This window comes from Myxococcus sp. AB036A (assembly GCF_006547355.1).
GTDB classification, from domain to species: domain Bacteria; phylum Myxococcota; class Myxococcia; order Myxococcales; family Myxococcaceae; genus Myxococcus; species Myxococcus virescens.
The window spans coordinates 1-10,615 of sequence record NZ_VHLC01000171.1 but is presented as its reverse complement, the minus strand read 5'-3'; the positions used below and the strand labels follow the sequence as shown (position 1 = coordinate 10,615).

The following is a 10,615-nucleotide window of genomic DNA, read 5'->3' as shown; positions in this document are numbered from 1 at the left end:
GCGGGGTGGGGTTGGGCTCAGACTACGACGGAATGGTGCCGCTTCCCCGTGGCATGAAGGATGTCACCGGGTTGCCTTTGCTCACCGAGGCGCTGTTGCGCCGCCATCCACCGTCCTGGGTGGAACGCGTCATGGGTGGAAACTTCCGTCGTTTCTTCCAGGAGACACTGGGTGGTTGACCGGCGGCGGGACGCTCGAAATATTGGCTGGTGCCCATGAACCGCTCACTTTTCGCACTCGTCCCGTTGGTTGGCTCTCTGCTCCTCGCTGGTTGTGGCCCGAGCGCGGGAGGCGACTGCGATGGCGGCGGCTTCGTCTGTCAGGAGCGGGTGCTGGCGCTGGAGTGCCGGGGCGGCACCTGGCGTGAGTTGCCCTGCCGGGGGCCTCTGGGCTGCCGTGAAACGTCGGAGGCCGTGCGGTGTGATACGTCCAACAACGTCGCGGGGGACGCCTGTGCCTCCAGCGCCGAGGGCACGGGGCTGTGCCGCGCGGACGGCCAGGCCGTGTTGGAGTGCCGCCAGGGCGTGTTGACGGAGACGGCGACCTGTTCCGCCTGCACGGTGGAAAACAGCCAGGTGACGTGCCAGCCCTGAGGTTGGCGCTGGCCGGGGTGTCAGGTCCCTCGCCTCGAATCGTGTGGTAGCCTCGGCGCGCCGCTCGCGGGACTCCGATGCGACTTCCGATTCAAGCCTTTGGAGCCTGACCCGCGGTCGTTTCACTCTTCCCCGAGCGGCGCTTCCTTTCCCAAGCCCGGGTGCCCGGGGAGGACGTGCACAGGATGGCCGCACTGGCGGAAGCCCGAGTCGAGCAGGTCGCCCGCGAAGACCTGGTGATGTTCGTCAACGCCTGCTTCTCCTGCACGGGGCAGCGGGAGTTCTACGGCGACGCGCGCGGCCAGTCCGTCTCCATCGAGTTCCTGCACCAGTACATCCTGGGCAACTACCGCCGGCTGTATGCACGGACGCTCGCGGCGGGCATCAACCACTTCAATCAAGCGCAGATCATCCTCAACCTGCTCGCCAGTGGCAGCCCAGCGGATGCCCGGGACAAGGCGGAGGAGGGCGCGCTCATCGCCGCCGCGCTGCGCGCCCTGCCGCCCCAGCGGGCCTTCCGTGTCCTGGAGTCCCTGCGCGGCCGGCGCATCAACAACCGCCGGGCGCGTGCGGTTGCTCGGGACTTCGTGCACGGTCGCGCCAACCTGGCCTTCGACGCCGTGAAGTACCGCTCCAAGCTGCGCGCCGCCGTGTCCCACGGACACCTGAAGCTGGAGGGAGAGCTGGGGCTGTTCCTCTTCCGAGGCTGGAAGAAGCGCTCCTTCACCCATCCCTTGCTGGAGACCTTTCGCCGCGCGCACTACACCCACGAGGCCCTGTACGAGCTGCCGTACACGGTGGCGGAGGGCCTGGCGGTGAAGCACGGCATCTCCCGCGAGGTGTTCCTCCGGCGCATCGAGCCGCGCCTCACTGCGGCGGAGCGCCTGCGCCTGCAAGAATCCGCGGCGCGTGAGCGCGGGACGCCGCCCCCGGTGGACCTGGGGCGGGCATCCCTGACGAAGCTGGCGCTGTATGTCCTGGCTCTGTCGCCGGAGGTTCGCCGCGAGCGCTACGCGGAGCTGCACGCCGCGCTGGAGCAGGCCGCGTCCCGCGTCCTGCGCAGGGCCCCGTCGCCGTTGCAGCGGGTGGCCGCGATTCTGGACAACAGCTATTCGTCGTCCGGGTCGCTGGAGAAGCGCCGCCGTCCGCTCGGTGTGGCACTGGCCACGCACTACCTGCTGTCCACTGCCGCCCGGGAGTACCGCGCGTGGTGGACGTGCCCGGTGGAGGAGCCTCTGCTCGTCAGTGCGCGAGGGCAGACGGACATCGCCACGCCGTTGTTGGAGGCGTTGGCCTGGGGCGCCGACCTGGTGGTCATCGTCTCCGACGGCTACGACAATGACCCGCCCAAGGCGGTGGCCGAGCTGACGCGCGTATTCCGCTCGAAGCTCGACCCGGAGCGTCACACGGCGCTGGTCCACGTCAATCCGGTGTTCGATTCGGAGGGGTATGCCCCCCGTTCTTTCGGTGCGGCCGTGCCCACGGTGGGGGTCCGGGACGCGGAGGACGTGCCCACGGTGCTGGGCTTCGCGCGCTTCGCGGAGGGGGTGGCGTCGCTCTCCGAGCTGGAGGCCTACCTCGCGTCGCGCGTGGGCGCGATGTTGCAGCGGGACGCTGGGGGCTCGCAGGGCCATGACGAGGGGCGCCGTCAGGATGCGCCGCCGGCGGAGGAGGGCGAATCATGACGGACGCACGGCTCATTCAACGGCTGGAGCCCGCGGGCTTGCGGCTGGCTCCGTCTCAGGTCTGGGGCGGCATCCGGCTGGTGCCAGTCTTGAGGGACGAGGTGCGTGGCGACCTCCGCATGACCTTGCGGACGTACGACGACGTGGCCGCGGTCGTCTCGGTGAAGGGTGGGCTGAAAGAGCCTGGCCTCAAGTACATCTCGTATGTTCCTCACGGCCTGGTCATGACGTGGGGAAACCGTCAGGCGGAAGCCGTCTATGGAACGCAGCTGCAACCCGAGGACGGGAAGCGCCTGAAGGCGGGCCCCTTCTCCATCCGGCTGCTGCACCGGATGGTGCACCGTGAAGACCGCCGCCAGCTTCGGATGCTCCCGTTGCATCTGGCCATGGAGGGCTTCCTGTCCTTGCAGTTCGGTGGGCCGGAGACTGCCTGGGCCGAGTATTCACGCGAGGGCCTCTCGCGAGGCCTGGACCCTCGGTCCGAGAGCTCGGTCCCTGGGTGGGCTTCGCCCATGCTGGATGGGGCGCTGCGCACCTTCGAAATCCATCCACAGCAGGTGGGCCTGCTGCTGTTCAACGCGGACGTGTTGCTGTCGGCCTTCGTCGTCGCGCACCCGGATGACTATCGCGCGCTCCACAGGACATTGGTGGAGGACTTCTATGGCGACCTGCTGCTCCAGTACGGATTCCTGGGGGACGCGCCCGAATTGGGGCTCACCCTGGATGATGCTCGGGTGTCCAGCTTGGAGGACTTGCGCAACGAGGTGCACCGCATGCGCCAGGACTGGGCTGACTTCCACGGTTTCATGGCTGGGAGCCTCTTCGGTGCCAGCATGTCGTCCACCCGTGTCTACAAGGCGGGCGGTTTTCTCCTCCAGCGCTTCCACACCTCGCTGGATCCGGCAGAGGAGAACCACATCGGCGAGGCCATCGTCAGTACGGACGGCACTCTGGAGTACCTCAAGACGTATCGCTTGTCGGCGGCACAGACGCGCCGGGCTTACCTGCTGTCACAGCTTGCCCAGTGCGACTGGCATCTGGAGGACACGGCGGAGCGTCTGCGCACCACGGTCAGCGACCTGTCCCTCCGCCTGCGAAACGCCGGATTCGGCTATCTCCTCAAGGACTCCGTCCTCGAAGCCGCCCAGCGGAAGCATCGCCGCTGAGCGCTCGCGCGGCGGTGTTACTCCTCGGGCTTCGCGGGTGGCGGCGGCGCATAGCCTGTGGCGGCCATCCGCTGCCCGCTGCGCTGATACATCTCCGCGGGCATGTCCTGTACGCCGGTGCCGTCAATCCATCGATTGTAAAAGTTGAAGAGCGCGCACACCGTCACGGTGTCGAAGAGGGCTTCGTCTGTCCACCCGGCGTCCTTCAAGTGTGCGATGTCCTCCCGTCCCACCTGCGCCGCACGGTGGTTGAGGGTGTCCACGAAGGCAAAGAGGGCCTTTTCGGCCTCGGAGATGGGGGCTGTCGCCACGTCCTCCAGGACCGCTTTCACCAGGTTGGGATTGCCCAGCAGTTCCGCCGCGACCGCGGCGTGGGAGCCCGTTCAAAACAAGCATTGGTTGCCGCGAGACGTGTACGCGGCAATCAGCTCTCTCAGTCCGGGCGACAGCGGGGAAGGGCCCCGCATGACCTCATGGGTGAAGCGGGACAGGGCCTCGCCCAATCGCGGCTTGTACGCGAACAGGTGCCAGATTTGCGGGACGGGAGAGCCCACCTCTCGGGCCATGCGAATCAGCCGGCCGTAGTGGCCATCGGATTCGCGGTCCTCGACGTCCTGCAGATGCATGCGGTCCACGGCACCCTCGGCGGCAGCGGGCTGGAATGTCCAGCCCGCATGCTCGCATGGGCCACGGCGTGCCACCAGCCTGCACTCAGGCGCTGGGGCCCTGAAGCGACGTCAGGAAGGCATCCAGCACGGCGTTGACCCGCTCGGGCTGCTCCTGGTTGGCCAGGTGCCCCGCATCCGGAATGACCTCCAGCTTCGCTCCGGAGATGAGCCCGGCGATTTCCTTCGCCTTGGCCGGCGGGGTGAGGGCGTCATGTTCGCCCACAATGACGAGTGCCGGGCCCGCGTACCGCGCCAGCATGTCCTTGCTGTCCGGACGCAGGGCCATGCCGCGCAGCGCGGCCGCGACGCTCGCGGGGGAAGCCGCGCGCATCAGTGCCGCCACTTCCTGGGCCACCGGTGAGTCCGGTCCCGCGGCCACCATCTTGGGAAGCATGGCCTGGATGATGGGCTCCACGCCGACCTCCAGCGCCTGTGTCGCGGAGGTCTCCCGGCGCGCCTTGCCCTCCGCGTCGTCCGCGGTGGCCTGCGTATCCATCAACACCAGCCCGCTGACGCGCCCCGCGTCCTCGCGCAGCAGGGCCATGGCGGCGTAGCCCCCCATGGACACTCCACCCACCACCACGGTGTCCAGATTCAGCGCGTCCAGCAGCGACAGCGCGTCACGCGCGATGCGGGACATCTCCGTGGGGCCTTCGCCCAGCGCGCTCTCACCGAAGCCTCGGATGTCCGGGATGATGAAGCGGTAGCGCCCCGACAGCGCCTTCACCTGTTTGTCGAAGGTGCTGCCATTCAGCGGAAACGCATGCAGCAGCAGCACGGGTGGGCCCTTGCCCTCGTCCCGGTAGTGCAGGGGGACGCCATCCACGGTGACGGTCAGCATGTTTCCTCTCCTCGCGGAACTGTCAGAACCACTCTTTGTGCTTGAACCAGAAGACCATCCCCACCGGCAGCCCGAGAATCGACGCCCACATCAGGTACCAGGCGCCGTTCGTATAGAGCCGGTCGAAGTTCTGCCCGAAGAAGCCGACGATGCAGGACAGCGGCAGGAAGATGGTGGCGAAGATGGTGAGCTGCTTGGAGATATCGTTCGTCTTGTTGGCCACCATGGACAGGTAGCCGTCAATCACGTTGCCGATGATGTCGCGCCCGGCATCAATCTGCTCGTACAGCCGCACCAGATGGTCGTACACGTCACGGAAGTAGAGCGTCGTCTTCTCGTGGACATGGGAGATGCCTCGCCGGGACAGCAAGCCCACCACGTCGCGCTGGGGCGACAGCACCCGCCGGAACGTCACGAGCATCCGCTTCATGGCGAAGATGCGTTGCAGGTGGGACTTCTCCGGCTTGTCGAAGATGGCGGCCTCCAGGTCCTCGAGCTCGTCGCTGAATGTGTCGAGGATGGGGAACTGCGCATCCACCAACGCGTCCGCGAGCATGTAGAAGACGAAGTCCGTCCCTCGGATGAGCGTCGCATGCGGGTCCTCCTTCACGCGGCGCATCACGGTGTCGTGGCCTGCGAAGGGGAGCTCGTGGACGCTGATGAGCCAGTCCTTCGCCAGGAAGAAGTGGTGCTCGTGCAGCGTCAGTTCGCAGATGTCCTTGCCCATGACGGTGAATCCCTGGAGGACGACGAACTGGTGGTTGGGGTATTCCTCCAGCTTGGGCCGCTGGTCCAGGTGGAGGCAGTCCTCCACGGCCAGCTTGTGGAGACCGAATTGGGCGGCCAGCCGGGCCAACACCTCCTCGGTCGGATGAAGGACGTCGATCCACTTCCGGCCTTCCTCGCCCAGCAGCTCTTCACCACCGGTGAGAAGTTGACCGTCCTTCACAAGACAGACCTGAATCATCCCGTAGCGCTCCCAAGCCAGCGGCATGGCCCGCATGCGAGTGCTAGAACTCCCCCGCGCGGAAGTCGAGCGCTAGAGTGTGACACCCGTGTCTGAAGCCGCTGAGACCCCCCAGGCCTCGCTGTCCGCGAGGCTCGAAGAAATCCTCCAGTCCCATCCGGATCCGGCGTTCGCCGGCCGCCTGCGCAAGGTGTACGTCGCCACCGCGCACGCCATCTCCCGGCTGAGCGACCTCGACCTGGTGCGGTACGAAACGCCCGTCGTGGATTCCTCGCCGGACCTCTCCTTGTGGGAAGAGATGGCGCCCGTCATCCGTGACACGGTGATGGACGTCAACGGGCTGCTGAACGTCATCCGGGAAGAGTTCCCCGTGCCGTCCCCGGGCGGCGCGAGCACGCAGGCCCCCGTCGGCATCCTCCAGGAGGCGATGAGCCAGATTGCCCAGGGCATCACCCAACTGGGCGAAGCCATGCGCAACCCGTCGGTGATGAGCGACCGGTGGACGCTGCTGGCGGAAGTTCAGCGCATCCGCGCCCGGTTCCGCGAGCAGATGAGCAACCTGGTGTTCGAGTCGGCGAGCCTCCTGGGCGAGGCAACGCGGGCCCAGGTGGTGCCGGGCTACGCGGCGGAGGTGAAGGCCGCGGTAACGGTCCGCGCCATCACCGCCGACCTGGGCCGCATCCTCACCGCGCGCCTGAAGAAGGTCCGCGATGCGGAGGCCCAGGACGTGCAGTGGAATGCCCAGCAGCTCCAGACGGAAATGGACGCCTTCGGGCGCACGGCCGCGTACCGGAATCTGCGCGCGCAGGACAAGCGGCACATCGTGGAGATGCGCGCCGAGGTCGGCCGCCTGGCCATCCTCCCGAGCCCCTCCCGCGCGGAGTTGGTGACGGTGGTGGAGGCCCTGGACACCTTCGTCCAAGGCCTGTCCGCGGTGAACCAGCGACAGTTGCTCATCATCCATGACCGCGAGGTGTGGGCGTCGTGCGGCGTCCGGCTGGAGCGCGCCATGTCGCTGGTGGGCTCTGACCCCGCGGGCGCGGCCCGGGCCCTGGCCGAGGCGGCCGGCAGCGGCCAGTCCCTCTACGGACGCGCGACGGAGCTGGACGCCTTCCTGCGCAAGGCGCGCAAACTCCAGGTGGGCCAGCTCTCGCCCGACGAGCTGCGGTCCACCATCGCCACCTTCCAGGGACTGCTCGCCGGTCTGGACGTGATGTGATGAAGGCGCTCCTGAAGGCGCGAGCCCCGCGCCCGCTTCGCGAGGCCGACCTGTCCCGCGTGGAGGGCGTCTTCACCGACGTGGATGGCACGCTGACCACGGACCACAAGCTGCGCTCGGACACGGTGCGGGCGCTGGAGCGCCTGGCGTCCGCGGGCCTGCGCGTGGTGCTGGTGAGTGGCCGCCCGGCGGGCTGGGGAGAGGCCTGGGCGCGGCAGCTCCCCGTGGACGGCGTCATCGTGGAGAACGGTGGCCTGTTCTTCCTGAAGGGCGCGCATGGCCGGCTGCGGAAGGTCTACGCGGAGGCCCCGGCGGAGCGGGTGGCGAACCGGCGGCGGCTCCAGTCCGAGGTGGCCCGGGTGCTCAAGCAGGTGCCCGGCGCGCGGCTGTCCATGGACAGCGCGTATACGGAAGTGGACCTGGCGGTGGACTACAACGAGGAGGCTCGCCTGGGGACCGCGGGGGCGGACCGCATCGAGTCCCTGCTGGTCGGGCGAGGCGTGACGGCCGTGCGCTCGTCGATCCACATCAACTGCTGGCTGGGCCGCTTCGACAAGCTGAGCGCCACGCGGCGCTTCGCGCGGACGGCGTGGGGCGAACGGCTGGACCCGCGTGACGGCCGTTATGTATACGCCGGGGATTCTTTCAACGACGCCCCGATGTTCGCCGCCTTTGGACTGGGCGTGGGCGTGGCCAACGTGCGAGCCGTCCTGGACCGCATCGAGGCGCCACCTGCTTTCATCACCCGGGCGCCCGAGGGGCGGGGCTTCGAGGAACTGGCTCGCGCCATCCTGGCCCGGAGGGGCCGCGGCGCGGCCCGTGAGGAGTGACACCGTGAATGTCGTGAAGCTGGAGTTGGCGCGTGGACTGGGGCGCCACCTGCGCGCGGGGCACCCGTGGGTGTTCCGCAAGGCGCTGGAGCACGTGCCGAAGATTCCGGCCGGCAGCGTGGTGGACCTGACGGAGAACGGGAAGTTCGTGGCGCGCGGGTATTACGACCCGCACTCGGCCATCGCCGTGCGGGTGCTCACGCGCGACTCGCGTGACACCGTGGATGCGGGCTTCATCACCCGGCGGGTGCGTCAGGCCCTGGCCGAGCGCACGGCCCTCATTGACCTCACCGACACGGACAGCTACCGCCTGATTCATGGCGAGGGCGACGGCCTGCCGGGCGTGGTGGTGGACCTGTACGCGGGCTGGGCGGTGATGAAGCTGTACTCCGCGGGCCTCACACCGTACCGGCCGCTCCTCATCGAGGCGCTGAAGGCTGGCGTGCCCGGGCTCAAGGGCATCATCGGCCGTGATGAGGTCGGCCGCGACGACGTCGATGAGGACGAGGGACGCGGCTCCGGGAAGATGCTCTTCGGCCACGAGGCCCCGGAGCTGATTCCCATCCGCGAGCGCGGGGCCACCTTCCTGGTGGACGCCTGGAAGGGGCAGAAGACGGGGTTCTTCCTGGATCAGCGGGAGAACCGCTACCTCATCCGGCGGCTGGGCAAGGGCCGCGACGTGCTCAACTGCTTCAGCTTCAGCGGTGGCTTCTCCGTCAACGCGGCGCTGGGCGGGGCCAACAGCGTCTTCTCCGTGGATCAGGACCCGGACGCCATCGCGCTGGCTCGGGAGAACTTCACGCGCAATGGCATCGCCGCGGAGAAGCACGACTTCCTGGCGGCGGACGTCTTCAAGATCATCCAGTCCTTCAAGGACGAGGGCCGCACCTTCGACCTCATCATCCTGGACCCGCCCGCCTTCGCGAAGAGCCAGCGCGCGGTGCAGGCGGCCATTGACGGGTACGCGTCCCTCAACCGGCAGGCACTGGCCATCCTCCGGCCGGGTGGGCTGCTGGCGACGGCGTCGTGCTCGGCGCGCGTGAGCCCGGACGACTTCATGGGCGCGGTGCGCGAGGCGGGCTTCAAGGCGGGCGTGGACCTGGCGCTCGTCGAGGAGCGCTATCAGCCGCCGGACCACCCGGTGCGCCTGCAGTTCCCGGAGGGGAAGTACCTCAAGTTCTACGTGCTGCAGTCCGTGTAGCCCGCCGCTGCGAATCGCGGGTTGAAACGCAAGAGGCCACGAGGTTCATCACCTCGTGGCCTCCGCTGTTTCCCGGTAGGGAAGGGTGACTCAGAAGTTGCCGGCGCGGCCCTCTTCGAACGGGACGCGGTGGTTCAGGTACGTCTCCGTCAGCGAGTGGGCGCCGCTGAACATGCCTTTCTCGGAGAAGTGGTGGACCTGCGCGCCCTTGCCAGCGTCACGGAACAGGTCGCCCGGCGTCCAGCCCTTGCTGCCCTGGCCGAAGATGACAGGCACGGCGTCCTTGTTGTTGACGTAGTGCACGTAGTTGGGGCCGTCCGGGTAGGTGGTCGCCGCCGCGCCGAAGGTCTCCACGTTGACGCGGCTGAGCAGCTGCTCCACCTGCGCCTTGGACATCCCATCTTCGATGCGCAGCCGGTTGCCGACATCCTTCAGCGCGCGCGAGGTGATGAGGCCGCCGTGGCTGTAGCCCATCAGGTGGATGTCACGGCCCGCCTTCAGCTCGGAGTAGATGATGTCCGACAGCGAGTCGACCGCGGGGTTCTTGCCCTTGTTCAGCTTGTCCTTCGCAGCCTGGATGACGTCGGCGAGCATTCCGGACGTGGCGTTGTGCACGCCGATGGCGCGCATGCCGGTGCTGTTCGCGAGGGCCTGCAGCTCGCGCGCCTGGCCGTCCTTGTTGGTGCTGATGCCGTTGACGTAGACGACCGTCGCCGTGGCGTTCGGGTTGTTCGCCGGAACGAAGGCGGGGACCTGGTTGAGCGGCGTATTCGGCTCGAACGTCTGGCCGCCGGCGCCCACCAGCTTGCCGTCGAAGACCTTGTCCTTGGAGCCCGCGGGCGCGGTGAAGACGCCACCCACGGCGCGCGTCTGCGCGGAGCGGCTGTCGAAGCCATCCACCACGACGCCCCGCTGAGCGGCGCCACCCGTCACGGGAGGCTGCACGGTGTTGGTGGCGGTCGACCCACTTCCACGAACGCGGTCGGCGGTGCTGCGGGGGGGCTGCGCGATGCTGTTCCGTCCGCGCTGGATGGTGCTCATGGGGTGGGGGCTCCTGCGGAAACTGGGGGTGTTTCCCCATTGTCCTCGAATCCAGCAGGAAGTTTCCGGTTGGAGAAGATTCGACGTGAAATCGCGTGTGGGTTCTTGTCGGATGGTGCGTGTGCGCGGCCGCGCGAGGGGGGGAGGGGTTTATGGTGAGCCATGGTCCAGAAAGGTCAGTTCCTCGAACGCGCGACGCTGGTGCCGGTGGGGGCGGAGGTCATGGAGGGCACCACGCACCGGGGAAGCCGGGTGCCGCCGCTGCTCGTGATTCCGCCCCGGCCGGACGAAGGGGGCGGCATGGACCACGTCATCGCGGCGGAGCTCGTCTGGGCGGCGGCGAACGCGGGCTTTCCGACGCTGCGCTTCAATCACCGGGGCGTGGGGGCCAGCCAGGGCAAGCG

Annotated in this window: 12 protein-coding genes and 1 pseudogene; 8 read left to right on the top strand and 5 right to left on the bottom strand. The window is 68.1% G+C overall.

All coding sequences use genetic code 11. The features are described from left to right. The 4 genes from FL344_RS37050 to FL344_RS37035 form a co-directional block, all read left to right on the top strand. On the top strand, positions 1-179 hold a 179-nt coding region (locus tag FL344_RS37050; RefSeq protein ID WP_194858709.1), incomplete at its 5' end, for a membrane dipeptidase. A gap of 36 nt (positions 180-215) precedes the next feature. Beyond that, positions 216-593, top strand: a complete 378-nt coding sequence (locus FL344_RS37045) for a hypothetical protein (protein WP_228558619.1) — start codon at positions 216-218, stop codon at positions 591-593. A 185-nt stretch (positions 594-778) separates the two neighbouring features. Beyond that, entirely contained in the window at positions 779-2,278 is a 1,500-nt protein-coding gene (locus FL344_RS37040) for a hypothetical protein (protein WP_141621818.1), read from the top strand. Beyond that, complete coding sequence (locus FL344_RS37035; RefSeq protein ID WP_141621817.1) at positions 2,275-3,444, top strand: hypothetical protein; 1,170 nt, start codon at positions 2,275-2,277, stop codon at positions 3,442-3,444. The genes FL344_RS37040 and FL344_RS37035 overlap by 4 nt, the downstream gene beginning before the upstream one ends. Positions 3,445-3,461: 17 nt before the next feature. Here the strand turns inward: FL344_RS37035 and FL344_RS37030 are convergent, their stop codons facing one another. The 4 genes from FL344_RS37030 to FL344_RS37015 all read right to left on the bottom strand — a co-directional run bounded on the left by FL344_RS37030 (position 3,462) and on the right by FL344_RS37015 (position 5,956). Beyond that, positions 3,462-3,776 (bottom strand): carboxymuconolactone decarboxylase family protein, encoded by a 315-nt coding sequence (locus tag FL344_RS37030; RefSeq protein WP_141621816.1) that lies wholly within the window; start codon positions 3,774-3,776, stop codon positions 3,462-3,464. 51 nt (positions 3,777-3,827) lie between these two features. Continuing rightward, positions 3,828-4,070 (bottom strand): peroxidase, encoded by a 243-nt coding sequence (locus tag FL344_RS37025; protein ID WP_228565642.1) that lies wholly within the window; start codon positions 4,068-4,070, stop codon positions 3,828-3,830. An 85-nt stretch (positions 4,071-4,155) separates the two neighbouring features. Beyond that, positions 4,156-4,953 (bottom strand): alpha/beta fold hydrolase, encoded by a 798-nt coding sequence (locus tag FL344_RS37020; RefSeq protein WP_141594443.1) that lies wholly within the window; start codon positions 4,951-4,953, stop codon positions 4,156-4,158. A 22-nt stretch (positions 4,954-4,975) separates the two neighbouring features. Then, positions 4,976-5,956, bottom strand: coding sequence for a magnesium transporter CorA family protein (locus tag FL344_RS37015; protein WP_141594444.1), 981 nt, complete (start codon positions 5,954-5,956; stop codon positions 4,976-4,978). Positions 5,957-5,999: 43 nt separating this feature from the next. On the opposite strand from FL344_RS37015, the gene FL344_RS37010 reads away from it, so the two are divergent. The 3 genes from FL344_RS37010 to FL344_RS37000 are packed head-to-tail and all read left to right on the top strand — an operon-like array spanning position 6,000 to position 9,170. Beyond that, a complete protein-coding gene (locus tag FL344_RS37010; RefSeq protein WP_141594445.1) occupies positions 6,000-7,139 on the top strand; it encodes a hypothetical protein in 1,140 nt (379 codons plus the stop codon). Continuing rightward, on the top strand, positions 7,139-7,969 hold the full coding sequence (locus FL344_RS37005; RefSeq protein WP_194863398.1) for an HAD-IIB family hydrolase: 831 nt from the start codon (positions 7,139-7,141) through the stop codon (positions 7,967-7,969). Before FL344_RS37010 ends, FL344_RS37005 begins: the two co-directional genes overlap by 1 nt. Positions 7,970-7,973: 4 nt before the next feature. After that, entirely contained in the window at positions 7,974-9,170 is a 1,197-nt protein-coding gene (locus FL344_RS37000) for a class I SAM-dependent rRNA methyltransferase (RefSeq protein ID WP_141621813.1), read from the top strand. 90 nt (positions 9,171-9,260) lie between these two features. Here the strand turns inward: FL344_RS37000 and FL344_RS36995 are convergent, their stop codons facing one another. Next, positions 9,261-10,211 (bottom strand): hypothetical protein, encoded by a 951-nt coding sequence (locus FL344_RS36995; RefSeq protein WP_141621812.1) that lies wholly within the window; start codon positions 10,209-10,211, stop codon positions 9,261-9,263. Positions 10,212-10,373: 162 nt separating this feature from the next. Here FL344_RS36995 and FL344_RS36990 point away from each other — a divergent pair. After that, a pseudogene (locus tag FL344_RS36990) lies at positions 10,374-10,615 on the top strand (alpha/beta hydrolase); the annotation flags it as partial.